The sequence below is a fragment of the Streptomyces sp. P9(2023) genome (assembly GCF_032436795.1).
GTDB lineage: Bacteria > Actinomycetota > Actinomycetes > Streptomycetales > Streptomycetaceae > Streptomyces.
This window is the reverse complement of the sequence record NZ_JAUPWM010000019.1, coordinates 1-25,280: the sequence shown is the minus strand read 5'-3', so window position 1 is coordinate 25,280 and position 25,280 is coordinate 1. Positions and strand designations below refer to the sequence as shown.

The window sequence follows — 25,280 nt, the reverse complement described above, 5'->3', positions numbered from 1 at the left end:
GGCCGGGTTCCCCACGGGGAGCCCGGCCCTTCACCGTTCCTACGTTCCTTGTGCCTTCTCGTTCCAGACCCGCGACCGCAGCGGCACGTCCGAGATCCCCGACTCCGGTGTCTTCACCGCGAGGAACTGGTTGACGCCGATCCGGTTGCGCTCGAAGGAGACCGCCGAGGCAGCCATGTACAGCCGCCAGATCCGCGCCCGGCCCGGCGAGGTGAGCCGTACCGCACGGCCCCAGTCGGCCTCCAGATTGGCCACCCAGCGGCGCAGCGTCAGGGCGTAGTGCTCGCGGATCGCCTCCACGTCCCGCACCTCGAAGCCGGCGTCCTCCAGCGTCGTCAGGGTGCGGCCCATCGGGGCGAGTTCGCCGTCGGGGAAGACGTACGCGTCGATGAAGACGTCGACCTCGTACGCCTCCTCGTGCGGCTCCGGGCGGCGCGCGATCTGGTGGTTGAGCAGCCGGCCGCCCGGCTTGAGCAGGGCGTGCAGTATGTCGGCGTACTCGCGGTAGCGGACCTCGCCCACGTGCTCGGCCATGCCGATGGAGGAGATCGCGTCGTACGGCCCGTCCTTGACGTCCCGGTAGTCCTGGACCCGGATCTCGATCCGGTCCGTCAGGCCCTCCTCGGCGATCCGCTTGCGGGCGAACGCGGCCTGCTCGCGGGAGAGCGTGATGCCGACGACCCGCGCGCCGTACTCGCGGGCCGCGTGGATCGCCATCGAGCCCCAGCCGCAGCCGACGTCGAGGAGCCGGTCGCCCTCCTTCAGATTCAGCTTCCGGGCGATCAGGTCCAGCTTGTCGCGCTGGGCGTCCTCCAGCGTCCCGCCGTCCGTCCAGTACGCGCAGGAGTAGACCATCGAGGGCCCGAGGACGAGTGCGTAGAAGTCGTTGCCCACGTCGTAGTGGTGACTGATCGCCTGCTTGTCGCGCCGCTTGCTGTGCCGGGAGCCGGTGCGGCGGCGCATCTCCTCGGCGGGCGGCGCGGGCGGCGGGTAGGGCCCGGCCAGCTTCAGCAGCGCGGCGGCCGCGGCCCGCAGCTTCGGGTCGCGTACGGCCTCCAGGGCGCTCCTGGTCTCCTCGCCGCGCTCCCAGAGCAGCCCCGCGAGCCGGTCCAGGACCTCGTACAGATCGCCCTCGACGTCGATGTCACCGGCCACCCAGGCCCGGGCCAGGCCGAGTTCGCCGGGCTTCCACAGCATCCGGCGCAGGGCGCGGCGGTGCCGGACGATCAGTACGGGGGCGCCTGCGGGGCCGGCTTCGCTGCCGTCCCAGGCCCGCAGCCGCACCGGGAGCGGGGCCCCCAGCAGGTCCTCCGCGAGAGTGGTCAGCCGCAATGCGGCGTCGGCCATGGTGCACACCTCCGTGATGTCGTGCCCCAGAAATGTTCGTCACCACGTAAACACCCTCGGTAGGCGTTTTTCGTCCCGTAGGCGCGCAACGACTCGGCAAAACACCCGGGCGGACATGCCGAAGGGCCGTCCGCACCACGGATGGCGGACGGCCCTTACGGGAACAGCGGGTGGAACTAGGAGGCCTTGGCCTTCTCCTGGCTCGCCGCGGCGGCGGGGGCCGGGGCGGGCTTGGCGGCCTCGTAGAACTCCTCGCGCGGCGTCTCCATCGCACCGAGGGAGACGACCTCACGCTTGAGGAACATCGCGAGGGTCCAGTCGGCGAAGACGCGGATCTTGCGGTTCCAGGTCGGCACGGCCATGCCGTGGTAGCCACGGTGCATGTACCAGGCGAGCCGGCCCTTGAGCCTGATCTTCATCTTGCCCATGACGATCATCGCGACGCCCTTGTGGAGGCCGAGGCCCGCCACCGCACCCTTGTTGGAGTGCGAGTACTCCTTCTGCGGGAAGCCCCGCATGCCGGAGACCACGTTGTCGCCGAGGACCTTCGCCTGACGCAGCGCGTGCTGGGCGTTCGGCGGGCACCAGGCGTTCTCCACGCCGGCCTTGCGGGCGGCGAGGTCCGGAACCTGGGCGTTGTCGCCGGCGGTCCAGATGTAGTCGGTGCCGGTGACCTGGAGGGTCGGCTGGGCGTCCACGTGGCCGCGCGGGCCGAGCGGGAGGCCGAAGCGGGCGAGCGCCGGGTTGGGCTTGACGCCCGCGGTCCACACGATCGTGTTGGAGTCGACCTCAAGGCCGTTCTTCAGCACGACGTGGCCGTCGACGCAGGAGTCCATGGAGGTCGAGAGGTAGATCTCGACACCGCGGCCCTCAAGGTGCTCCTTGCCCCAGCGGCCCAGCTCCGGGCCGACCTCGGGAAGGATCTTGTCGGCGGCGTCGACCAGGATGAAGCGCATGTCCTCGCGCTTCACGTTGGTGTAGTACTTCGCCGCGTCGCGGGCCATGTCCTCGACCTCGCCGATGGTCTCCGCGCCGGCGAAGCCGCCGCCAACGAAGACGAAGGTCAGCGCCTTGCGGCGGACCTCCTCGTTGGTCGTCGAGTCGGCCTTGTCCAGCTGCTCCAGGACGTGGTTGCGGAGGCCGATGGCCTCTTCCACGCCCTTCATGCCGATGCCCTGCTCGGCCAGACCGGGGATCGGGAAGGTGCGGGAGACCGCGCCCATCGCGACGACCAGGTAGTCGAACGGCAGGTCGTACGCCTCGCCGACGAGCGGCGCGATCGTGGCGACCTTGCGGTCCTGGTCGATGGTGGTGACGCGACCGGTGAGCACCTCGGCTCCGCGCACGACACGTCGCAGCGGGACGACGACGTGGCGCGGGGAGATGCTGCCTGCGGCGGCTTCGGGGAGGAAGGGCTGGTACGTCATGTACGAGCGCGGGTCGACGACCGTGACGGTCGCTTCCGCATAACGCATCTTCTTGAGGATGCGTCGTGCTGCGTACAGGCCTACGTACCCACCGCCTACTACGAGGATCCTGGGACGCTCCGTGGTGCTCATGCATCCGAGTATCCACCCCTCCCAGGGGGGTCGCTCGTGCGCCCCTTCACAAGGTTCTGGACCACCTCTGCTACACTCCGCCGCCCCGTGATCCAGGTCATGGTCGTGCAAAGGAACCACGATGCGGTGGTGAACGTTGTTCACCCCTACTGAACTGGCCAGGAGAGGGTCCGGTAACCCTGAACCAGAGGGTGCGTTCACACGATGGAAACATCGAGCGAACAGGGCCTCCCACCTACGAAAGAGCCCCGACAGGGGTGTCGGAGGCCTAGATGACCCTCTACCGCCCCCATCAGGGCTCTTTTCCTTGTGAAGAACTTCACGAACTTTCCCGACGCGCTGTCTCGGGGTGCGTCGTGGCGTGCCCGTTATGCCACGGAGAGTGCGATTCCGTCGAGGATGTCGTGCTCGCTGACGACGACCTCGCGGGCCCCGGTCCGCTCCATGATCTCCCGCAGGACGAGCGCCCCGGAGACGATCACGTCGACCCGCCCGGGATGCATCACCGGGATCGCGGCGCGCTCGGCGTGCGTGGAGGCGACCAGCGTGTCGACGATCTCCGCGACCTTCTCGTACGGGACACGGGAGTGGTGGATCTTCTCGGAGTCGTACTCCTGGAGCCCCAGCGCGATCGCCGCGACCGTGGTGACCGAGCCCGCGAGCCCGACCAGGGTCCCGGCCTCGCGGATCGGCACGGTCTCCTCGGCGAGGTCGAGGGCGGCCCGGATGTCGGCGCGGATCGCGGCGATCTCCTCGGCGGCCGGCGGGTCGCTGCGGACGTGCCGCTCGGTCAGCCGTACGCAGCCGATGTCGACGGAGCGGGCGGCCTCGACGTGCTTGTTGCCGACGACGAACTCGGTGGAGCCGCCGCCGATGTCCACGACGAGGTACTTCTCCGTGCCGTGCAGCTCGCCCGTGGCGCCGGTGAAGGAGAACTCGGCCTCCTGGTCGCCGGTGATCACCTCGGGTTCGACGCCCAGGATGTCCAGGACTCCGCGCACGAACTCGTCGCGGTTCTCGGCGTCCCGGGAGGCGGAGGTGGCCACGAAGCGCAGCCGCTCGGCGCCGAGCTCCTCGATGACGGCCGCGTAGTCGCGGCAGGCGGCGAAGGTCCGCTCCAGCGCCTCGGGCGCGAGCCGGCCGGTCCGGTCGACGCCCTGGCCGAGCCGGACGATCGTCATCCGCCGGTCCAGCTCGATCAGCTCAACCGTCGAGCCCGCGCCGGAGGCGCTATCGGGCACAGCGACGTCGGCGACGAGGAGACGGATGGAGTTCGTACCGCAGTCGATGCCGGCGACCCGGGTCACTTCGTCTCCCCTTCTTCCTTCTCCGCGCACGGGTTGACGCAGGGGCCCTTGGCCCACCACTCCGGCAGCATCGCGATGGCCTCGTCGCCGAACGGGTTGACGCCAGGACCTGCGACCAGCGAGTGGCCGACGAGGACGTGCAGGCACTTGACCCGGTCGGGCATGCCGCCGGCGCTCGGGAAGCCCTCCAGGACCTCGATGGCGTCCCGGCGGGCGATGTAGTCCTCGTGCGCGGCCCGGTAGGCGGCGGCCAGCTCCGGGTCGGTGGCGAGCCGGGCCTGCATCTCCTTCATGACCCCGTTGGCCTCAAGGGTGCCGATCGCGGAGGCCGCCCGGGGGCAGGTCAGGTAGTACGTGGTCGGGAAGGGCGTGCCGTCCGGGAGCCGCGGCGCGGTCTCGACGACGTCCGGGTTGCCGCAGGGGCAGCGGTGCGCGATGGCGCGCAGCCCCCGGGGCGGGCGGCCGAGCTGGGCTTCGAAGGCGGCGACGTCCGCCTCGGTCGGCTCGGTGCGTGCGGTCTGCGGAGGGGGCGTTTCCATCGTTGCGTCTTGTCTTCTCGTCGGGTGCGGTCGGTGGGGCCGGTGGGTGGGGACGATAGGTCGGGTGGTCTAGCGGGGCGCGTCCGCGCGGTCCACGCCTTCCCAGAGGTCGGAGTACCAGGGGCGGTCGGCCGCGCCCTGCTCGGTGCGCCGGGCGCGCTCGGCCTCGGGGTCGTTCACGGTGAAGCCGGTCTCGCCGGGCACCACGTAGTGCAGGTGCTCGCGGGCGAGCCGGCGGATGTACGCGGGGTCCTGGAGCCGGGCCTTCTCGTCCCGCAGCTCCTCGACGCGCGCGGCGGCGTCGGCGGCCTGGCGCTCCTGCTCGGCGATCTCGGCGCGCTGGGAGACGTACTGCCGCATGGGGTACGCGAGCGCGACGATCAGCGAGCAGACGACCAGGGCGAGGAAGGCCGCGCGGCCGGTGAGCCGGGAGCGGCGGGCCTGGCGGCGGGTCTGGGAGCGGTAGACACGGGCGGCGGTCTGCTCGCCGAGCAGCCTGATCCTGGTCGCGGTCGAGAACCGGTCCCGGGCCATGTGCGCGCCTCCCCTTTACGTACGTACGTCCCCGCACACGGTACGGGACCGGGTGCGGGGACGTAGGTAACCGGGCGACCTGCAGGTCAGCCCTTGAAGCAGATCAGCCCTTGAAGCGCGGGAAGGCGCTGCGGCCGGCGTAGACGGCCGCGTCGTCGAGGATCTCCTCGATGCGCAGGAGCTGGTTGTACTTGGCGACGCGCTCGGAGCGGGCCGGGGCGCCGGTCTTGATCTGGCCGCAGTTGGTGGCGACGGCGAGGTCGGCGATGGTGACGTCCTCGGTCTCGCCGGAGCGGTGCGACATCATGCACTTGAAGCCGCTGCGCTGGGCCAGCTCGACGGCGTCCAGGGTCTCGGTCAGCGAACCGATCTGGTTGACCTTGACCAGCAGGGCGTTGGCGGCGCCGTCCTCGATGCCGCGCGCCAGACGCTCCGGGTTGGTGACGAACAGGTCGTCGCCGACGATCTGGACCTTGGCGCCCAGCTTGTCGGTGAGGACCTTCCAGCCCGACCAGTCGTCCTCGAACAGCGGGTCCTCGATGGAGACCAGCGGGTACGCGGAGACGAGCTCCTCGTAGTACTCGGTCATCTCGGCGGCCGAGCGGGACTTGCCCTCGAACTCGTACTTGCCGTCCTTGTAGAACTCGGACGCGGCGACGTCGAGCGCGAGCGCGATGTCCTTGCCCGGGGCGTAACCGGCCTGCTTGATGGCCTCCAGGATGAGGTCGAGCGCCTCACGGTTGGAGTCCAGGTTCGGGGCGAAGCCGCCCTCGTCGCCGAGGCCGGTGGACAGGCCCTTGGTCTTCAGGACGGACTTGAGGGTGTGGTAGACCTCGGTGCCCCAGCGCAGGGCCTCGGAGAAGGACTCCGCGCCGATCGGCGCGATCATGAACTCCTGGATGTCCACGTTGGAGTCGGCGTGCGAGCCGCCGTTCAGGATGTTCATCATCGGAACGGGCAGCAGGTGCGCGTTCGGGCCGCCGAGGTAGCGGAAGAGCGGGAGGTCCGAGGCCTCGGACGCGGCGTGCGCGACGGCGAGGGAGACGCCGAGGATGGCGTTGGCGCCGAGCGAGGCCTTGTTGTCCGTGGCGTCCAGGTCGAACATGGCCTGGTCGATGAGGCGCTGCTCGGTGGCGTCGTAGCCGACGAGCTCCGGGCCGATCTGCTCGATCACGGCGAGGACGGCCTTCTCGACGCCCTTGCCCATGTAGCGGTTCTTGTCTCCGTCACGGAGCTCAATGGCCTCGAACGCACCGGTGGAGGCACCGGACGGAACGGCAGCACGGCCAGTGCTGCCGTCGTCGAGGCCGACCTCGACCTCGACCGTGGGGTTGCCTCGGGAGTCCAGGATTTCCCGGGCTACGACGACGTCGATGGACGGCACGAGCATCTCCTTCTGGGATGTGACGCTAGATGTGACGCATGCGGTGCAGGGTCGCTTTGGCCTTGCGACAAGAGCCTAACCGGCTCCGAGGCTCCGGCCAGCCGGGCGCCCGACCCCTGGGACGAAAAAGGACCCAAGGACACGCATCTGGGGCCAAAGGCCCTCAGGACTACTCGGCGGTAACCGTCGGGGGTCGGTCGGGCGACGGATCACGGATATCGGATCACGGATCTTGGATCTTGGATCTTGGATCTTGGATATCGGATCCGGAAACGCGGAACCCCGGTCCGGAGCGCACGGGGGAAGAGTGCTCCGGACCGGGGTGGTCACCGCGGGAGGGTCGTGGGACCCGCGTGAGCCGCCGGACTCACACGGGCCGCCGGGCTCACTTCAGGTGAAGCTGCTGGCCCGGGTAGATCAGGTCGGCGTCCTCGACGACGTCCTTGTTGAGCTCGAAGAGCTTCGCCCAGCCGCCCTTGACGTCGTGGGCGGCGGCGATCTTGCTCAGCGTGTCGCCGGCGACGACCTTGTACTCGCCGTCACCCTTCTTGACCTTCTTGCCGGTCGGGGTGGTGACGGTCTTCTTCGACTCGGTCTTCTTGGCCGCGGCCTTGGGGGCGGTCCGCTGCTCGCTGCGGGTCGTCGGCTGCTCGGCCTGACGCTCCTGCTGCGGGGCGCTCTCGACGGCACCGGTGTTCGGCGAGGCGGAGGAGAGGCCGACGCCACAGCTCGGCCAGGCACCCTTGCCCTGACCGGCGAGGACCTTCTCGGCGATCGCGATCTGCTGCGACTTGGAGGCCTGGTCGGCGCTCGCGGCGTACGCGGTGCCACCGAAGGCGGCCCAGGTGGAGCTCGAGAACTGCAGGCCGCCGTAGTAGCCGTTGCCGGTGTTGATGGACCAGTTGCCGCCGGACTCGCACTGGGCGACCTTGTCCCACTCGGAGACGGTGGCGGCCGAGGCGGTGCCGGCGCCCATCAGCGGGGCGGCGACGGCGACACCGGCGACACCGGCGAGAGCGACGGCGCGGGTGGCCTTGGAGGGACGACGGTGTTTGCCCTTGGCGGAAAACAGCATGGGACTTCTCCTCACCGACGCCTACGAGGTGAGCTGTCGGGTTCGGGCCATGTGAGTTGCCCGGCCGCGCGACCTAGCGCGCGGCTTAACCCCAAGCCGTTCCGTCGGCCGTCTGTCTCAACGGCCGGGGACGGCACTTACCTTGGGTCCCCCGCTCCTGCCTTCGGCGCTTGACGCGACGACTGTTCCCATCGGCCGACGGCAGGATTCGGCGTTTCGGTCGACGGGGCCCGCGGTGGCGAGCGGTGACGACCGTAGACACAGACCCGGGGGAAGTTCAAAGACGTCCATGGGGGACAAAACGCCCCTACTTGCCTCGGGGCGAAGGGTATTTACGCAGGTGAGAGGCGACGGAAGCAGATTTTGCGGACGGGACACGCCAGTTGAGGCAAAGAGACCCATGTCTCACTTACACAGAACCGGACATTCACGGCCGAACTACCCGCGCTCAGCTGCCGCCTCGTCAGGCTGACCGATCGTGAGATCGAGGCTCTGGCCAGGAAGGATGAGGTCCGGATCGAGGCCGACCGTCGCGCGGTTGGCGTCGTAGAGGGCGCCCCAGCCACCGGGGAGTTCGTTGCGCTGGGCGATCACCGTGAGGTTGTCGCCGGGCTTGACGGTGTATTCACCGATAGCATCCGAGATGTCCTCGGCGGGCTTGTTGCCCTCGACGCCCTCTGTGCCCTTTGTGTTCCCACTGTCCGGGTTTGCGGCCTTGTTCTTGTCGGCGGCATCCGGTGTCGGCGTGTCGGTCGGAGCGCCGGACGTCTCACCGGTCGGCGAGTCGGACGGCGAGGCGTGGCGACCGGTTTCGAGCGACTTGTCCTTATTGAGCGTCTCCTCCGGATCCGCGTCACCCCGGTGCTTACCGGTGCCGGGAGTGGCCGACGCGGACGGCGTGGACGAGGGGGTCCCGGGCGTGGCGGGGGTCTCGGGACTCTCGGGCTTCGCGAGGGCTTCCGGAGGGGTGTCGACGGTCGGGAGCCCGCCCGTGCGGTCGGACTCCGGGAGCGGGTCCGTGGACTCCGAGGGCGTGACAGCCGGCCCCGGGTGGACGTCGGGCTTGACGCCGTCGTTCGTCAGCCCGGCGATCGGGGCGCAGGTGGCCCACTGCTGGTCGCCCGCGGCGAGGGCCTTCTCGGCCACCGCTATCTGCTGGGCCCGGCTGGCCAGGTCCGCGCTGGGCGCGTACGCCAGGCCGCCGTGCCGCTCCCAGCTGACCTGGGTGAACTGGAGCCCGCCGTAGAGCCCGTTGCCGTAGTGGGCGCTCCACTGGCCGCCCGACTCGCACTCGGCGACCCGGTCCCAGGTGGCCGCGTCGGCGGCGGATGCCGAGCCCGCACCCAAGAGGGGCAGCGCGAGGGCCGACCCCGTCACGCCTGCGGCGACGACGATGGCGGGGGCCTGGCGGGGTCTGCGGTGACGACCGTTCCCGGAGCGCATGCGGAGTGCCTTCCGTGTGACTGGTGAGGTGACGGTGAACGTAGCGGCATTCGAACGTCAGTCACAAGTCGATGCAGCGGAGATCACGTAAAAGTCACAGTCTTGACGGAGAGTCAGCTCGCAAGAGGGGTGAAGTCCACCGGAAGTGTGCGCAATCCACGCATGATGAGCCCGCCGCGCCACCGCAGATCGGCCGGATCCCCGGCAAGTCGCAGGTCCGGCAGGCGAGTCAGCAGCGTGGCGAGCGCGATCTGGCCTTCGAGCCGGGCGAGCGGGGCGCCGATGCAGTAGTGGATGCCGTGGCCGTAGCCGAGGTGCTGGTTGTCGCGCCGGGAGAGGTCGAGCGTGTCCGGCTCCTCGAAGCGGGCCGGGTCGCGGTCGGCGGCGGCGAGCACGACGAGGACCGGGTCGCCGGCCGGGATCTCCTGACCGCCGATCGTCAGCGGCTCCATGGCGTACCGCCAGGTGGCCATCTCCACCGGCCCGTCGAAGCGCAGCAGCTCCTCGACACCGGTTTCGAGGAGGTCGCGCTCGCCGGCGGCGATCGAGGTCTGGAGCCGCTCGCGCTGGTCAGGGTTCCGCAGCAGCGCGTACACCCCGTTCCCGACCAGGTTGACAGTGGTCTCGAAGCCGGCGAAGAGAAGGATGAAGGCCATGGCGGCGGCCTCGTTCTCGGTGAGGTGCTCGCCGTGGTCGGAGGCCTTGATGAGCCCCGAGATCAGGTCGTCGCCGGGGTCGAGCCGCTTGCGGTGGATCAGCTCGGCGAGGTAGCCGCGCATCTTCTTGACCGACCGCGCCACGCCGCCGCGCGGCCCACCGCCGTGCCGGATCATCATCCCGGCCCAGTCCCGGAAGTCGTCCTGGTCCTCGCGGGGTACGCCGAGCAGGTCGCAGATGGCGTAGATGGGCAGGGGGAAGGCGAACTCGTGGATCAGGTCGGCCGTGCCCTTGGCGGCGAAGGAGTCGATCAGCTGATCCGTCAGCTCCTGCACCCGGGGCGCGAACTCGGCGACCCGGCGCGGGGTGAACGCCTTGGAGACGAGACGGCGCAGCCGGGTGTGGTCGGGTGGGTCGATGTTGAGGAGATGCGTCATCAGCTCGGCCTTGCGCTCCCCCGGGATCCCGGTCTTGCCCTTGGCGTGCGCGGGCTCGTCGTGGTGCGCCGGGTTCTTCGAGAGCCGCTGGTCGGCGAGGGCCTGCCGGGCGTCCGCGTACCGCGTCACGAGCCAGGCCTCGACCCCGCTGGGCAGCTTGGCCCGGTGCACGGGCGCGTGCTCGCGGAGCCAGGCGTAGGCGGGGTACGGATCGGTCGCGAACTCCCAGGTGAAGAGCTCGGGGGCGGGGGGTTCGGCGGGGTTCTCGGCGGGGGTGGTGCTCACCCTGAGACGGTACAAGGTAGGTGGACCACCGGCCTCCGGGCGGCCCGGTCCGCGAGATGTGATCGTCCTGTGAAGGCGGGTGGCCTAGATTCTCCCGCGTGGATGCCCAGTTGCTGAGAAGCACGTTCGCCGTCGTCGAGAGACGGGCCGAGCATGCCGTCGCGTTCTTCTACTCCCATCTGTTCTGGCACAACCCGGGCGTCCGAGAGCTCTTCCCCGAGGACCTGGGGGCCCAGCGCGACCGGCTGTTCGCGGCGCTCACCCATGTGGTGACCCAGCTGGAGGATCCGGGGCTTCCGGAGTACCTGGCCCATCTGGGGCGGGACCACCGCAAGTTCCTGGCCTCGCCGGCGCTCTACGCCGCCGTCGGCACGAGCCTGACCGCCGCCTTCGCGCACGCGGCGGGGGCGGCGTGGAGCGTGGAGGCGGAGAAGGCGTGGACGGAGGCGTACGGGTACGTCGCCGAGTTCATGCTCCGGGGCGCCGAGGAGGCGGCGGCGGACGGGGAGCCGGCCTGGTGGGACGCCGTCGTCGTCCGGCACGAGCGGCTCGGCGAGGACCTGGCGGTACTGACCCTGAAGCCGCGCAGCCCCTTCGCGTACCGGCCGGGGCAGTACGTGAGCGTCAGCTCGCTGCGGGTGCCGCGGGTGTGGCGGACGTACTCGCTGGCGAACGCGTTACGCACGGACGGGACGGTGGACCTGCACGTGAGCCGGATCCCGGGCGGGGCGATGAGTACGGCGCTGGTGGACGCGCTCCGGGTGGGCGAGCCGCTCCGGCTGAGCGCGCCGGGCGGCACGCTGACGTCGAGGACGGCGCCGGGGGATCCGCGCACGTACATCGCGGCGGGGACGGGCTGGGCGCCGGTGAAGGCGCTGCTGGAGGACGCGGGTTCGGATGCCGAGGCCCGCCTGTTCCTGGTGGCGAGGTCGAGGGAGTACCTGTACGGAAGGAAGGACGCGGAACGGCTCCGGGAGCGGATACCGGGCCTGAAGATCACGTACATCACGTCCGCGCCGGAACACCCGCGTGACCAGGCGACGGAACGTCTCTTGCGGGCACTGGCGTCATGCGGCAACTGGCCGCGGCACGACGTGTACGTGGCGGGTCCCCCGGAGCTCCTCACGGAGACCCTCCCGGCCCTGCACGACCTGGGTGCGTCCAGCATCCACCACGACCGCGTCCCCCCGACCCGCCCGGACCGCCCCCTGGGCCCCGGCGACTGGTTCCTGTCCCGCCCGTCTCCCCACTGGCACAACCCGGCAGCCCGATCCCCCCAGGAGCGGTGACCCCGGGTCAGGGTTGCTGGGACTCCGTCACGCGGATCGTGTCCCGGTACGTGCGGGCCGCCGCGCGGAGCGCCGCCTCCGGGTCGATGCCCTGGGACTCCGCCGTCGCCGCCAGCGCAAGGAGGTCGTAGCCGATGCCCTCGCCCTGAGGGAGGGGAACCGACAGGCCCGCCGTGCGGACGCGGCCCGCGAGCTTCGCGGCGAGGGCCAGGCCCGGCTGGCCGAGCGGCACGCCGTCGGTGACCGAGGCACGCTGCTTCTCGACCGCCTTGGTCCGGAGCCAGTGCTCCTTGACCTCCTCCGGCGTGGACGCCGACGCGTCGCCGAAGACATGCGGATGCCGGTGGATCAGCTTCTCCACGATCGTCCCCGCGACGTCGTCCACGGAGAACGGCGCCTCCTCGTCCTCCTCCGCGATCCGCGCGTGGAAGACGACCTGGAGCAGCACGTCGCCCAGCTCCTCGCGCAGCTCGTCCCGGTCGCCTTCCTCGATCGCCTCGACGAGTTCGTACGCCTCCTCGATGCCGTACTTCACAAGCCCCTTGTGCGTCTGCTGCGACGACCACGGGCACTCACGCCTGATCCGGTCCATGACCTGCACCAGGTCGAGGAGGCGGGCGCCGGGAAGGTCGTACGAGCCGGGCAGCAGCTCCAGGTCGGGCATCGTGACCCGGCCCGAGCCGGCAAGCCGGGCCAGCCCGTCCGTCAGCGCCTGGTCGCCCTCGCCGCCGGGCAGCACCACCACCGTCCGGCCCCCGGCGCACGCCTCGACCAACTCCTGAGCCGCCGGACGCGCGTGCTCCACGGCCACGCCCGCCTCGCGGAGGTACGGCAGCTGCGGGTGGTTCTCGTCGGCGCACAGCACCCGGTCGGCACCGCGCAACGCCTGCCACGCGGGCCAGGACAGCAGTCCGGGCGCCACGCGGTGGCTGGCGGTGAGGAGGACGATCCGACCAGGATCGGCGGCGGGCTCTACGGGTGATTCGGCGTTCACCCTCCCGACCCTACGTCCCGCTACGCCCCCGCCTCCACGGCCGTCGGCTCCTCGCTGATCTGCCGCACCCACGGCGCCGTGAACGTACCCAGCTGGATCTTCGCGTCGTCCCACGCCCCGAAGCGCGGGTTCACGTCGATCTTGAGGTCCTTGGAGGCCGCCGTGAAGACGTCCATGAGCTTCTTCTGGCCCTCGGGGGTGTTCGCGATGCCCAGCTTCGCGGCGATCTTGTTCATCAGGACCGTACGGCGGACGACCCCGTCGATCTGGTCGGGCGCGACGCCCTGCTGCTGGAGCAGCGTCGCCGCGAGCTGCTCCGCCCCGCCGCTCTGCTTGGTGAACTCGTCCCGCGTCGACTGGATCTCGCCGCGCGACGCCGTGATCCCGTTGTCCGCGGCGACCTTGTCCACCACCCGGTCGAAGATCATCACGTTCAGCTTCTCGCGGCTGAGGTTGCCCGTCGCCTGGATCAGCTGCGCGGCCTGCGGGGACGCCTCCTGCGCCGTCCGCACGTCCCGCACCTGCGCCTGGAGGCTGGACACCTCGATCCGTTCGCCGCCGACGACGGCCGCCGCCCCTGGGCGGGACTCACCGCCGCAGGCGGTGAGCAGCGGCGCCGCGGCGAGGAGCGCGGCGGAGACGGAGAGCGCGGTGCGGCGGTGCAAAGGAGCCTCCCGGCGTGGGTCATTCAACAGGTGCGGCGCGAAGCGCCTCGTTGAGGGGTGGTGGTCGGGTGACGGGCGGGGTGAACGACCTTGCGGTGATCGATGGTAGGCAGTCGTCGTGGCCGGGGCCACTACTTCGACGTGACTGTCTCGATCAACGACTCACGCGTTCGGGTGGTGGCGGTCCTCGGGTGCGGAACGTCCGTGTTCGTGTTCGTCGCCTTCACCAGGAAGTGCGGCCGCCGCTTCACCTCGTAGTAGATCCGGCCGACGTACTCGCCCACGAGCCCCAGCATCACCATCTGGACGCCGGCGAGCGCCGTGACGATGACGAGCAGCGTGACGTACCCGGGCGTGTCGACGCCGTTGACCAGCGCGTCTCCGACGATCCAGGCCGCGTACACGAGCGCGACGGAGACCAGGATCATGCCCAGATAGACGGCGGCGCGCAGCGGCTTGTTGTTGAAGGAGAGCAGCCCGTCGAGCCCGTAGTTGAGCAGCTTCCCGAAGGTCCATTTCGACCGGCCCTCCTCACGCACCGCGTTCTCGTACTCGAACGTCGTGGTGCGGAATCCGACCCAGGCGAAAAGGCCCTTGGAGAAACGGTTGTACTCGGTGAGTTCGAGGATCGCGTCGACGGTACGGCGCGAAAGCAGCCGGAAATCGCCGACGCCGTCCACCAGCTCGACGTCCACCAGGCGGTTGATCGCCCAGTAGTACGCGCGGGCGGTGAGGGTACGGGTGACCCGGTCGCCCTTGCGGGTACGGCGGGCGATGACCTGGTCGTACCCCTCGGCGTGCAGGGCCAGCATGCGGTGCACGAGCTCCGGCGGGTGCTGGAGGTCGGCGTCCATGATGACGACGGCGTCGCCCTCGGCGTGCTGGAGGCCGGCCAGCATGGCGGCCTCCTTGCCGAAGTTCCGGCTGAAGGAGACGTAACGGGCGCGAGGGTCGGAGTCGGCGATCGACTCCAGGAGAGGGAGGGTCCGGTCATGGCTTCCGTCGTCCACGTAGACCAGCTCGAATTCTCCGTCGAAACGGGCGAGTTCGGCGGTCACATGGTCGTGGAAGCGACCGATGATCTCCTCTTCGTTGAAACACGGAACCACGATCGAGAGCAGCACGCGGAACACGACAACTCACCCGAGTGGCCACGGCCGTTTCGAAACATGACGGATAGGCGACCATTGAGTGAACTGGCCCCGTTGGATCACACTTTCGTGTTCCGTACTGGCATATTCGCACCATCATGCCTGCTCAGACGACACCGGCCGCCGTGAGCCGCTCGACCGGTCCCGCACCGGGCCCGACCAGCCTCGGAAGCGACCCCGCCAGCGCGGAACCCCGCTCCCCCGGCCGCTTCATCGGTCGCCCCACCGCCCTCGCCACCGCCCTCGCCGGCTTCCTGACCGCGCTCGCGGTGTGCGTCGGGGACGCGGTCGCCCGTACGTTCCCCTTCGGCCCGGAACGCCGTGCGGTCAACGACCTGGCCAACCAGTTCGTCCCGTACCACGCCCGCCTCTGGGACCTGCTGCATGGACGCGGCGACGGCGGGCTGCTGCTCAACTGGCAGTCCGGCTGGGGCACCAGCTTCCTGCCGGACCTCGGGACGTACCTGGGGAGCCCGTTCGCGCTCCTGGTGGCGCTCTTCCCGCGCGACGACATCGAGTACGCGGTCTACACCGTCACGATCCTGAAGATGGCCGCCGCGGCGGCCGCCATGACGTTCACGCTGCTGCGGATGCGGCCAGGCGTGTGGTGGGCGGCGGCGGTGCTCGGCGCGTCGTACGCCCTGTGCGGCTGGTCGGTCATGGAGGCCACGTACAACCCGATGTGGCTCGACGGCCTGATCGCCTTCCCGCTGCTGTGCCTGGTCGGCGAGTGGGCCAGGGAGGGCCGCCGCCCGCTGCTCGGCACGCTGATCGTCACGCTGTGCTGGGTCGGCAACTTCTACACCGCGTACATGGCGACCATCGGCGCCGCGCTCGTACTCCTGCTCCGCCTCGTGATCGCGCACGAGCTGCGGATCCGGGTGATCGTCCGCGCGGTGGTGACCGTGCTGCTCGGCATCGGCCTGGCCGCGCCGGTCCTGGTCCCGGTCTTCCTCGGCTCCACGCACGCGTACCCGGGCTGGACCAACGAGTTCAAGCCGGCGGGCTGGACGGACTTCTTCGCGCGCTTCCTGCCCGCGACGTACAGCTTCACCACCCCCGCCGCGTTCCTCGGCACCGGAACCCTGCTGCTCGCGGGCGCCCTGCTCTTCCACCGCGCGGTGCCGCGGCGGGAGCGGCGGCTGTGGGCCGGGTTCGCGGTCGCGGTCGCGGTGTCGATGCAGTGGGGGCCGACCCACCTGGTGTGGCATGTCTTCGCCACCCCCAACGGCAGCCCGTACCGGCAGACGTTCGTGCTGTCAGGGGTCCTGGTCATCGCGGCCTGGATCGTCCTCTCCTACGGCTGGCCAGGGCGCCGCGCGCTGCTCGGCGGCGTGGGTGCGGTGGCCGTGGTCGCGGTGGGCGCGGTCGCCAGTCCCCATGTGACCGGCTGGACGTACCCGCTGTTCGCGCTCGGTCTCGCGGCGGCCTGCGGCGCGCTGTGGCTGGCCAAGCGCGGGAAGCTCCCGGTGGTGGCGGCGCTGCTCCTGTCGGGGGCGCTCGTCGGGCAGGCAGCGGCGACGACGGCGTACGCGGACCGGGAGCGGCTCGGCAGGCTCGACGACTACCCGGCCTGGGGCGCGGAGCAGGACAGGCGGACGGCGGCGCTCGGCGCGGCCGACGGCTGGCCCGCGTACCGCACCGACTCCGGCCGCGAGCAGATCACCGGCAACGAGCCGATGCTCTTCGGCGGCCAGGGCGCCGCGTACTACAGCAGCCACACGCCGTCGGTCCTGACGGAGACCCTGGCCTCGCTCGGCGGCGGCTGGACCTCGCGCGGGCGCAACCTGCAGAGCCTGGACAACCCGGTGACGGACGCGCTGTTCAGCGTGGGGGCGCGGTGGCGGGGGGATCGGGTGGTCCGTACGGACGCGGATTCGATCCTCCCGCTGGTGACGGTACGTCCGGAGGACGCACCGCAGCCTCGTTACGGCGCCTCCCCGTACCGCAACCAGGAGATGCTGCTGGGCGCGAAGGTGTACACGCTCCCGGGGCGGCGGGAGGCCTGCCCGGTCGGCAGCGAGGTGTTCCTCTGGGCTCCGGACTTCCGGGGGACGGCGCGGCTCGGCAAGGGCGGCAAGCCGGTCAAGATGACGGGCGAGATGCCGAAGCGGCGGGCGGCGCTGACGTCGATGGGCGTCCAGAAGAAGCCGGGCACACTGGTGACACTGAAGGGCCAGCGCGCCAAGGACCACGAGATCGGCTGCCTGGACGGGGCCCGCCTGGCGGCGGCGGTCGAGGCCCTCAGGTCCACGGCCCCGGTGTCTACGGACATCACGGACACCGGCATCCGCGCGGAACTCCGCCCGGGCACGAAGGGCACGGTCGTGCTGGCGGCCCCGAGGATCGCGGGCTGGACCTGCGAGGGCGTCCCGGCGGAGAAGTACGGCGGACTGGTGGCGGTGTCGGCCGACGACCGGACCTCGGTGACCTGCACCTTCCGCCCACCGGGCCTGAAGGCGGGCCTGGGCGCGGGCGGGCTTGCGGGGGCGCTGTTGGTGGCCTGGCTGCTGTGGCTGGCGCGTCGGGCCCGCGGCGACCGGTCGTCGGAGTTGGGCGCGTAACCCCCACCCCGTTGTGGGCAGCCGTTCCGCTGGGGCGGCGCCCACCCGCCCCGTTCCCCTACGCCCACCCCGGGGAACCTGAACGCGCAACGGCCCCGGGGTACGGGCCAGGCCCTTGTGCGGAACGCGCCCGCATGGGCGCCGCGGTCTGCCGCTCGTAACGAGCCCCGGCACGGACGGCGGGGGGTACGGATCGTGGTCACGCAGCCCAGCATGAGCCCTCGTCGCCCAGGGTGGGAACATCGTTGGCCATGGGACGTCTTTGGGACAAGGTCACCGGCACCACGCACCCGGACAGCGGTGTCGCACCACTGCCCGCGGCCGACGTACGCGCCGCGCTGCTCGCGATCAACGGCCCGGACGTACCGTTCCACATCCGCAACGCCCTCCCCGCCGAGAAGGCCGACCTGGTCGCGGAATGGCGGGTACCGGAACTGAAGTTGACCCTCAAGACCCGGATGCTCCTGGTCCCGGAGAACCGCGAGGTACGCACCCTCGACGAACGCTGGGAGGGCTCGACGCGCGAGTCCCCCGGCAAGGAGTACGGCCGCGGGCGGAGCACACAGGTCGTCCGGAAGTGGAGCTACGAACAGGGCCCCGACGGCAGTCGCCAGAAGGTCGAGACCTTCCGCTTCGACTCCCGCGACATGCGGAACCCGCTGGTGGCGGCGGTCCTTGAAGGCGGATGGACCTGGCGCGGCGTGCTGTTCAAGTGGTGACGTCGTGGTCCTGCCACAGGTGGCGACGGAGGAGTACGTTCGCGTCCGTCTCGGCGCTGCCGTCGTAGGCGACCCGCGCCGCACGCCGCTGCCCGTCGAGGGCGGCGCAGGCCTCGCATCCGGGTACGGGCGCGGGCGGCCGGCTCAGGTCGGCAGTACGCGTACGGGCCCGGGCATTGGCCGCCCTCACCCCCGCGCTCAGCCGTTCCTCCGGGGTCGCCGGCCGGAGGGAGCGCGGATCGGCCTGCCACTCACGGCCGCCGCCGACGGGACGCAGCATGGCGTACGGGCCGACGCTCCCGCGAAACTCCCCTACCACGCACGCCACTTGGTCGAACATGAAAGCCCCGCACTCCATAGATTCCCGCTCTCCTCGTGAATTACCCTCTGTGATCCGGGCACTACGAGAATGAACCCGAATTCAGGAACGAAGAGCGCTGCAGGGCGGTACTTCCCCACGTCGCGCGGGTAGTTCCACATCTTCCACAAGGGAGTGCGCGCGATGCCGGCGAGACGGGTGGTGACGGGCCGCAGCCAGGAACCGAGGAAGCGGTTCGCGGAGGAGCTGCGCAAGTTGAGGACGGAGCGCGGCGAGAGCCTGCGGCGGCTGGGCGAGGTCGTGGGCTGGGACTGGTCCCTGTTCTCCAAGATGGAGAAGGGCGAGACGCTGGGCGGCCCGGAGGTGGTCCAGGCGCTGGACACGTATTACGGGACGCCGAGGTTGCTGCTGGCCCTGTGGGAGCTGGCGGTCGGGGACCCGACGCAGTTCAAGGAGCAGTACCGCCGGTACATGACCCTGGAGGCGGAGGCGATCAGCCTGTGGCACTACGCGCCCCACGTGATGCCAGGTCTGCTCCAGACGGAGGCGTACGCACGCACCCTGATGGGGTGGGGCGGCGGCTTTGAGGGCGACGAGCTGACCCGGCAGGTCGAGGCGCGCTTGGGGCGACGGGCACTACTCGAAGGGGCCAACGCTCCCACGTTCCGCACGATTCTCCCGGAGACGGTGCTACGCACGCCGCTGCCCGTTCGGGCGGAGTGGCAGGAACAGTTGGAGTACCTCGTCATGGTGGGAGACCGCCGGAATGTCACCATCCAGGTGGTTCTGCATTCCGCCGGACTGTACGACCTCGCGAACACGGACGTGACGTTCCTGAAGCCGACGGACGGCCGGACGGTGGCTTGGGTGGAGACCTCGTACTCCGGCGAAGTCGTCGAGGAAACAGGCGCCGTCGACAGACTCCAGCACCGATACGATCTCGTCCGGGATCTGGCCCTTTCCCCCGGCCGACTCACGGAAGTTCATCACGCGGACGTTGGAGGAAGCATCGTGCGAGCCGTCGATCTGAGCTCCGTCATATGGCGCAAGAGCTCCTACAGCAACGCGGACGGCGGCAACTGCCTCGAAGTGTCGGACGACCTCCTCGCGGACGCCTCTTGGCGCAAGAGCTCCTACAGCAACCCGGACGGCGGCGAGTGCCTCGAAGTCGCCCACGGCCTCCCCCTCGTCCCCGTCCGCGACAGCAAGAACCCCACCGGCCCCGCCCTCCTCTTCGGCGCGCCCGCCTGGGCCGCGTTCGTCGCGGGCGTCAGGAACGGCACCCGCGTGGCCTGACCTGCCCAGACTGCGTGATCGCTCACGCCGCCCGCGCGTTCGCCGACGATCCGCAGTCGCGGCAGCGGCCCGGTTCCGGGGCTCGGAAGGCGCGGTCGCAGTCTTCGCAGGTCTGCAGGGGGTCCGCGCGCGGGGGCGCCGGCGGTAGTGGGGGTGGGAGCATCGTCGTCAGGCGGTGGGCCAGTAGGCCTGCCGGGTACTTCAGGTGGTCCGGGAGGCACGCCATGAGCGTGCGGCGGATCGCGTCCGGGTGGGCGCCCCGGGCGAACCAGTCGTCCACACCGGGGGCCAGGCGCTGGACGTCCCGTACCGACAGCAGCAGGCGGGGTGGTCAACCGTTCACCCCTTAAGTCGATTGAGTGAGTGCAAGCGTGATTGAGTGAGTGTTAGGATCTTGGGGTGAATCTGACGGAGTGGGCGAAAGCACAGGGCATCCACCCCCAGACCGCTTACAAGTGGTTCCGGGAGGGGACGTTGCCGGTCCCGGCACAGCGTGTCGGGCCGCGCACGATCCTGGTGAACATTGATGCCAATACTGCTCCGGAAGACCTCGGCGGCCTGGGTCTGTACGCCCGCGTCTCTGCCCACGATCAGAAGTCCGACCTGGAACGGCAAGTTGCCCGCCTGACCCGGTGGGCTGCCGGCTCCGGTCAGCGCGTGGTACGCGTGGAGTCGGAGGTCGGCTCCGGTATGAACGGAGCCCGCTCCAAAGCGAAGCGGCTTCTCGCCGACCCGAACGTGACCACCGTGGTGGTGGAGCACAAGGACCGGCTCGGCCGGATGAATACCGAGCTGGTCGAAGCTGCGCTGTCCGCGCACGGGCGCCGCCTGGTTGTGCTCGATGACGGTGAGGTCGAAGACGACCTGGTGCGGGACATGGTGGAGGTGCTGACGTCGTTCTGTGCCCGCCTGTACGGCCGCGGCTCGGCGAAGAACCGTGCCCGCAAGGCCCTTGAAGCGGCCGAGCATGGCTGAAGCGAAGAAGAAGCAGCTCAGGTCGATCGATGCGCCGTTCGTCGCGCTCGGCCCGTCCGGGGTTGCGATCCGCACCCGCCTCAAGGGCCTCACTGGGCAGGATGAGGAGGTGTTGCGCCTCGTCGGCGCGCACCTCGGGTCGCTGGCCTCGAAGGATCTCAAACGGCGCTGCGCAGACGGCGCGGAGCACTCCACTGATACGTGGGCGGAGCGCAAGCGCGCCCTGACCGAGGAGTCGTCCTCCCGCTGGGCCGGGAGTATCACGAAGACCAGCCACGATCAGTGGGCGCTGTCGCGGCGTGCCCAGCTCGCACACATCCAAGAGCTTGAGGCCGGTGTCAGGACGATCGCTCACCGGTTGTCCCGACCGGTCGGCTCCAAGGGCACCAAGCGGGATCCGGGCGGTTACCGCACTCGGCAGGAGTGGTTCGCCAAGACCCGGCGCCTGCACCTGCTCGAAGACCGCCTGACCGCCGAGCGGACCGATCGTGAGGCGGGCCGGGTACGGGTTGTGCGGGGCGGGAAGAAGCTGGTCCGTAACCGTCACAACCTGAAGGCGGCGCAGCTCACCGAGGCCGAGTGGCGTGAGCGGTGGGAAACCGAGCGGTGGTTCCTCACCGCTGACGGCGAGTCGGGCAAGCGGTTCGGGAACGAGACGATCCGCGTCGTCCCCGACGGTGAGATCAGCATCAAGCTGCCCGCTCCGCTCGCCCGCTTGGCGAACGCTCCCCATGGCCGGTACGTCCTCGCCGGCGCCCTGGTGTTCCACCACCGCGGCGAGGAGTGGGCCGACCGCGTCACCGCGAACCGCGCGGTGACCTACCGTATCCACTACGACACGGTGCGCGGGCGCTGGTACCTGACCGCGTCGTGGACGATCCCCCCGGCTCTGACCGTTCCCCTTGCCCAGGCCCGTGCCGGCGGGCTGATCGGCGTGGACACCAACGCCGACCACCTCGCCGCATGGCGCCTCGACCAGCACGGCAACCCGGCCGGTGAGCCGCGCCGGTTCTCCTACGACCTGTCCGGCACCGCCGACCACCGCGACGCCCAGGTGCGGCACGCGCTCAGCCGACTCCTGCACTGGGCTGCCCGGCACGGGCTGAGCATCGCGGTCGAAGACCTCGACTTCACCGCGGAGAAGACACGGGAGAAGCACGGCCGGCGCAAGCAGTTCCGCAAGCTCATCAGCGGCATGCCCGTGGCCAAGCTCCGCGCCCGGCTCGTCAGCATGGCCACCGAGCTCGGCATCACCGTGGTCGCCGTGGACCCTGCCTACACCAGCATGTGGGGAGCCGAGCACTGGCACAAGCCCCTCACCAGCAAGAACCGCAAGACCACTCGCCACGACTCCGCAGCCGTGGCGATCGGACGACGCGCCCTCGGGCACCGTATCCGGCGACGGACGGCACCGCCCCACGATGACCAGAGTGATCGTCGTGGGCATCGGACCCCCCAGGCCGGACGCGGCACCCGAGGGCGTGAGGAAACCCGCCCCCGCATCCCCGGACCACGGACACGATCCGTGCCACCGGACGCGGAGCGAACGCGGGCGACCAGGACACCCAAAACCGTTCGGGATGTCCGCAGTGCACAGGCATGGGTCCAAGACTCACTCCTGCTCACTGATTAGGAACGGTTCGTGGGCCCTCAGGCCAGGTCCGTTGCTGGACCCTCGGGCAGGCTGGGCTTCGGGGGGCGGCTCCGGGTCCGGCTCGGGGGCGAGCCCTCCCGGTCCGGCTCGGGCACAGGGCCCTCCGGGTCAGAGTGCCCGTCCGGCTTCGTCGCCCCCGGGCGGTTGTACGAGACCGTGCGTGTCGCCATGCGGCCGCCCGCCAGGCGCTCAAGGGTCCTGGCCAGATAGCCGTGTGTCTCCAACTCCCGCAGCCCCGCGGCGATGCGGATCTCGCCCTCCGGGAAGCGCTCGGCCAGCGCCCTGATCGAGATGTCGGCGCCGTCGGGGAGCGACTGGATGTGGGTGGACAGGCCGATCGCGAGCAGCGAGAGTTCCTGGTGCTGGGCCAGGTGGTTGCCGATCACCGTGAAGCGCCTGGTGTGCTTCACCTTGACGTGGATGACGCCCCCGCGACGAGCGGGCGCGCTAAAGTGCTGGGTATCCGTCGGGAAAGGGTTCACTTCCTCGTTGGTCAGGCCCTCGATCGGGATTGCGAGTCCCGGCCGGGGGCCGAACTGTTTTCAGTTGGGTCGCCGTGAGCATATGCCAGGCAACCGGACCCAAACCCAGCCCAGTTGGCACAGTTCGCTCGTGTGGGTGACGGATGCCCGCCCGTGCGTTCCGGGGAGGCTGGAGGGGTGGGAGGGTTCTTTCCCGCAGTTCTTTGTCATTGATCTCGCACCTCACCGGATCGCGTCCCACCGCGAGCCGGGTCGTCACTGGCCACGGGTCCCCCGCAATCAGCAAACCGGAATAGTGCGTTCAGCGAGTCCCCAATGGAGAGATTACCGAGAGGGGTACGCGGGCATCAACACCTCTTCCGCCCGAGTTGTCACCTCAGATGAACCTCAGATTTCTGGAACTCTCTCGCGAATACCACCGCCCGCCGCTAGGTTTCTCCCGAGTAACGCCTTGACCAAGAACGTTACTTGACCACGAGGGGGAAGAAATGCAGTTCAAGAGGACAGCGGTTGTGACCGTCGGCGGACTGGCCGCGATGATGCTGTCAATGGGGACGGCCAGCGCGGCACCGGTTGATCCGATCGATCCGCAGCCGGAGGCCGAGTATTGCCAGCCCGGAAACAGGGTGGCCATTCCGACCAACACCGCGAACACCCTGGACGTGAAGTACCGGACGTCGGTCACCAACGGCACTTCGAGCACCCAGAACTTCAAGTTCACGTCGAAGAAAGGGGGAACGACGACCTTCGGCGTCTCCATCACCGTGTCGGCCGAGCTGAAGGCGGGCATATTCTCCAAGATCGGGGCGGAGGTCAACGGCAGTGTCGAGAAGTCGATGACCGCCGAGATCGGCGAAGAGGTCTCCGGTACGGTGAAGCCGCACTCCACACTCAAGGGCGACTTCGGCAACTGGAGGGAGAACGTGTCCGGGTGGACTGCCTACCAGTACAGCAACTGCTCGTACGGAACCAAGACCTACTTCAACGCCTGGGCGCCGTACCGGACCAACTGGAAGGTCTACTACTAAAGGCGGGCCGGTAGCGTCACGATTGCCCACTGGGGCGGGAACGATCGGCGATGGGGAGAAGAATGAGTTCGAGAGCACTGATGGCTGCTGGCGCTGTGCTGCTTGCGCTGGCCACGGGGTGTACTGAATCATCCGGATCCGGTGGGGAGCAGAACACTTCAGGCGTTGCCGGCACCCCCACTTCCTCCCGGACTCAGAATCCGGACCCGGCACTGAAACTGGAACAGATAAAGGGAAAGAAGCTCCTCATCGGGGAAATGTACGGCGAGGCGGGAATGGATCTTCCTGACTTCACACCGCCGCAGGCGTCGTACACGGTGCACTTCGTCTGCAAGGGCACGGGGGACATTTCCCTGGAGGTCAGTGGGGAGCCCTGGATCAGCCATCCCTGTGACGGTGTGGAGAACGCTGCTGAGCGCATCACTCAGAAGGAGTCTCAGGCGGTGTCCGTCAAGTTGTCCGGTGCGGCCTCCTGGAGGGTGGCGGTCGCCGACGGCCCCCTGTAGGGGAACGCCGTGGACGCACCTCCTGGCCGGTAGCTGTCGCGCTCGGTGAGAGAACAGGGGGCTACCGGTTGCGGCCAGGCGAGGGAGGACCAGGCGATGCCTGGTCCTCCCTCGCCACTGACAAAAAAGTCAGTTCTTGTCGGCGGATGACGGGACGCCCAGCATGGGTTCCACAACCCACCCGCCAACCCTCAGGAGCTTCCCCATGCCCGCGCACTCCCGGCCCCCCGTCACCGTCGTCGGACTCGGCTCCATGGGGCGGGCGCTCGCCGAGGCGTTCCTCGACGCCGGACACCCGACCACCGTCTGGAACCGCACTCCCGCCAAGGCCGCAACCCTCGTCGCCCAGGGGGCTGTTCACGCTCCGAGCATCCAGGACGCCGTTGCCGCGAGTCCGTTGGCCGTTCTCTGTCTGACCACGTACGACGACACCATCTCCGTCCTTGAAACGGCCGTCCCGTCCCTCCCCGCGCGCGCCCTCGTCACCCTCAACAGCGGGTCGCCCGCCGGGGCCCGGCGGATGCACGCGTGGGCGCTCGAACACGGCGCGCGTCACCTCGCCGGGGCCGTCAAGGACGTGCCGTCCGCCGTGGGTGGCGAGACGACTCTCTTTTACTACGGCGGCGACGGCCGTCGGCAGCACGCTGCTGCCCGCGCTCGTCGGGTTCTTCCAGGGCGCGGCGGCGCTCCAGGCGCGGGGGCTGGACGCCGCGTCCATGGTGCGGTTCAGCGTCAAGTGGTTCGAGATGATCAGCTCGGTGCTGCCCGTCTTCGGCGACGAGATCGACCGCCACGACTACAGCGAGGCCGCCTCCTCCGTGAACCTGTTCCTCGCCGGGGCCGCAGGCGACGAGGAGTTCGGCCGGGAAGCCGGTCTCGACGTGGCCTGACACAAGCCCTTCCGCGAGCTGCTCCAGCGTGCCGTCGAAGCCGGGCACGGGGCGCACAACATCTCCGCGCCGGCCGAGGTGCTCAGGAAGCCGGGGCAGGCCGGCTAGTGTCTCGTGATTCCGTCAGCGTTACTTGATCTTGTGTGGCAGGGTCTCTTGGTATGGAGCTCTCCGTGGAACA

At 69.8% G+C, this 25,280-nt stretch carries 22 protein-coding genes, 2 pseudogenes and 1 riboswitch; of the genes and pseudogenes, 10 read left to right on the top strand and 14 right to left on the bottom strand.

All coding sequences use genetic code 11. The features are described 5' to 3' along the window. Positions 1-39: 39 nt before the first annotated feature. From Q5762_RS23020 to Q5762_RS22980, 9 genes are all read right to left on the bottom strand, one after another. Positions 40-1,347, bottom strand: coding sequence for a cyclopropane-fatty-acyl-phospholipid synthase family protein (locus tag Q5762_RS23020; protein WP_315894102.1), 1,308 nt, complete (start codon positions 1,345-1,347; stop codon positions 40-42). Between the two features lie 176 nt (positions 1,348-1,523). Continuing rightward, positions 1,524-2,906 (bottom strand): NAD(P)/FAD-dependent oxidoreductase, encoded by a 1,383-nt coding sequence (locus tag Q5762_RS23015; protein WP_315894101.1) that lies wholly within the window; start codon positions 2,904-2,906, stop codon positions 1,524-1,526. 368 nt (positions 2,907-3,274) lie between these two features. Beyond that, positions 3,275-4,213, bottom strand: coding sequence for a Ppx/GppA phosphatase family protein (locus Q5762_RS23010; protein ID WP_315894100.1), 939 nt, complete (start codon positions 4,211-4,213; stop codon positions 3,275-3,277). Next, positions 4,210-4,752: a DUF501 domain-containing protein gene (locus Q5762_RS23005; protein ID WP_315894099.1), complete on the bottom strand. Its 543-nt coding sequence runs from the start codon at positions 4,750-4,752 to the stop codon at positions 4,210-4,212. Before Q5762_RS23005 ends, Q5762_RS23010 begins: the two co-directional genes overlap by 4 nt. 69 nt (positions 4,753-4,821) lie before the next feature. Further along, complete coding sequence (locus Q5762_RS23000) at positions 4,822-5,286, bottom strand: septum formation initiator family protein (RefSeq protein WP_315894098.1); 465 nt, start codon at positions 5,284-5,286, stop codon at positions 4,822-4,824. A 103-nt stretch (positions 5,287-5,389) separates the two neighbouring features. Beyond that, positions 5,390-6,676 carry a phosphopyruvate hydratase gene (gene eno, locus Q5762_RS22995; protein WP_315894097.1) on the bottom strand — a complete coding sequence of 429 codons (1,287 nt, stop codon included), beginning with the start codon at positions 6,674-6,676 and terminating at the stop codon, positions 5,390-5,392. Positions 6,677-7,055: 379 nt separating this feature from the next. After that, positions 7,056-7,745: a transglycosylase family protein gene (locus tag Q5762_RS22990; RefSeq protein ID WP_315894096.1), complete on the bottom strand. Its 690-nt coding sequence runs from the start codon at positions 7,743-7,745 to the stop codon at positions 7,056-7,058. Positions 7,746-7,748: 3 nt separating this feature from the next. After that, a riboswitch (cyclic di-AMP (ydaO/yuaA leader) is annotated at positions 7,749-7,924 on the bottom strand. A 259-nt stretch (positions 7,925-8,183) separates the two neighbouring features. Next, positions 8,184-9,188 carry a transglycosylase family protein gene (locus Q5762_RS22985; RefSeq protein ID WP_315894095.1) on the bottom strand — a complete coding sequence of 335 codons (1,005 nt, stop codon included), beginning with the start codon at positions 9,186-9,188 and terminating at the stop codon, positions 8,184-8,186. Between the two features lie 113 nt (positions 9,189-9,301). Beyond that, complete coding sequence (locus Q5762_RS22980) at positions 9,302-10,567, bottom strand: cytochrome P450 (protein ID WP_315894094.1); 1,266 nt, start codon at positions 10,565-10,567, stop codon at positions 9,302-9,304. Positions 10,568-10,665: 98 nt separating this feature from the next. Here Q5762_RS22980 and Q5762_RS22975 point away from each other — a divergent pair, with 98 nt between their 5' ends. Then, a complete protein-coding gene (locus tag Q5762_RS22975) occupies positions 10,666-11,856 on the top strand; it encodes a globin domain-containing protein (protein ID WP_315894093.1) in 1,191 nt (396 codons plus the stop codon). Between the two features lie 7 nt (positions 11,857-11,863). On the opposite strand, the gene Q5762_RS22970 is transcribed toward Q5762_RS22975, so the two are convergent. From Q5762_RS22970 to Q5762_RS22960, 3 genes are all read right to left on the bottom strand, one after another. Next, positions 11,864-12,850: a nucleoside triphosphate pyrophosphohydrolase gene (locus Q5762_RS22970; RefSeq protein WP_315894092.1), complete on the bottom strand. Its 987-nt coding sequence runs from the start codon at positions 12,848-12,850 to the stop codon at positions 11,864-11,866. A gap of 20 nt (positions 12,851-12,870) precedes the next feature. Next, positions 12,871-13,515 (bottom strand): SurA N-terminal domain-containing protein, encoded by a 645-nt coding sequence (locus Q5762_RS22965; protein WP_315894091.1) that lies wholly within the window; start codon positions 13,513-13,515, stop codon positions 12,871-12,873. 131 nt (positions 13,516-13,646) lie between these two features. Next, entirely contained in the window at positions 13,647-14,639 is a 993-nt protein-coding gene (locus tag Q5762_RS22960) for a glycosyltransferase family 2 protein (protein WP_315894177.1), read from the bottom strand. Between the two features lie 125 nt (positions 14,640-14,764). Here Q5762_RS22960 and Q5762_RS22955 point away from each other — a divergent pair, with 125 nt between their 5' ends. Both Q5762_RS22955 and Q5762_RS22950 read left to right on the top strand, forming a co-directional pair. Beyond that, positions 14,765-17,230 carry a YfhO family protein gene (locus tag Q5762_RS22955; RefSeq protein WP_315894090.1) on the top strand — a complete coding sequence of 822 codons (2,466 nt, stop codon included), beginning with the start codon at positions 14,765-14,767 and terminating at the stop codon, positions 17,228-17,230. Between the two features lie 251 nt (positions 17,231-17,481). Beyond that, positions 17,482-17,949, top strand: a complete 468-nt coding sequence (locus tag Q5762_RS22950; RefSeq protein WP_315894089.1) for a hypothetical protein — start codon at positions 17,482-17,484, stop codon at positions 17,947-17,949. Here Q5762_RS22950 and Q5762_RS22945 read toward each other — a convergent pair. Then, positions 17,939-18,289 (bottom strand): hypothetical protein, encoded by a 351-nt coding sequence (locus tag Q5762_RS22945; RefSeq protein ID WP_315894088.1) that lies wholly within the window; start codon positions 18,287-18,289, stop codon positions 17,939-17,941. The genes Q5762_RS22950 and Q5762_RS22945 overlap by 11 nt on opposite strands. A 162-nt stretch (positions 18,290-18,451) precedes the next feature. Here Q5762_RS22945 and Q5762_RS22940 point away from each other — a divergent pair. The 4 genes and pseudogenes from Q5762_RS22940 (at position 18,452) to Q5762_RS22920 (ending at position 22,172) form a co-directional block, all read left to right on the top strand. Further along, positions 18,452-19,298 (top strand): annotated as a pseudogene (locus tag Q5762_RS22940) (helix-turn-helix domain-containing protein). After that, entirely contained in the window at positions 19,280-19,564 is a 285-nt protein-coding gene (locus Q5762_RS22935; RefSeq protein ID WP_315894087.1) for a DUF397 domain-containing protein, read from the top strand. Before Q5762_RS22940 ends, Q5762_RS22935 begins: the two are co-directional and overlap by 19 nt. 399 nt (positions 19,565-19,963) lie before the next feature. After that, positions 19,964-20,539 carry an IS607 family transposase gene (locus tag Q5762_RS22925; protein ID WP_315894086.1) on the top strand — a complete coding sequence of 192 codons (576 nt, stop codon included), beginning with the start codon at positions 19,964-19,966 and terminating at the stop codon, positions 20,537-20,539. Further along, positions 20,532-22,172, top strand: a complete 1,641-nt coding sequence (locus tag Q5762_RS22920; protein WP_315894085.1) for an IS200/IS605 family accessory protein TnpB-related protein — start codon at positions 20,532-20,534, stop codon at positions 22,170-22,172. The genes Q5762_RS22925 and Q5762_RS22920 overlap by 8 nt, the downstream gene beginning before the upstream one ends. A 17-nt stretch (positions 22,173-22,189) precedes the next feature. Here the strand turns inward: Q5762_RS22920 and Q5762_RS22915 are convergent, their stop codons facing one another. Next, positions 22,190-22,603 carry a hypothetical protein gene (locus tag Q5762_RS22915; RefSeq protein ID WP_399495240.1) on the bottom strand — a complete coding sequence of 138 codons (414 nt, stop codon included), beginning with the start codon at positions 22,601-22,603 and terminating at the stop codon, positions 22,190-22,192. Between the two features lie 584 nt (positions 22,604-23,187). On the opposite strand from Q5762_RS22915, the gene Q5762_RS22910 reads away from it, so the two are divergent. From Q5762_RS22910 to Q5762_RS22900, 3 genes and pseudogenes are all read left to right on the top strand, one after another. Further along, positions 23,188-23,703, top strand: coding sequence for a hypothetical protein (locus Q5762_RS22910; protein ID WP_315894084.1), 516 nt, complete (start codon positions 23,188-23,190; stop codon positions 23,701-23,703). 62 nt (positions 23,704-23,765) lie between these two features. Beyond that, positions 23,766-24,209, top strand: a complete 444-nt coding sequence (locus Q5762_RS22905; RefSeq protein ID WP_315894083.1) for a hypothetical protein — start codon at positions 23,766-23,768, stop codon at positions 24,207-24,209. 205 nt (positions 24,210-24,414) lie between these two features. Beyond that, positions 24,415-25,207 (top strand): annotated as a pseudogene (locus Q5762_RS22900) (NAD(P)-dependent oxidoreductase). The last annotated feature ends 73 nt before the right edge of the window (positions 25,208-25,280 follow it).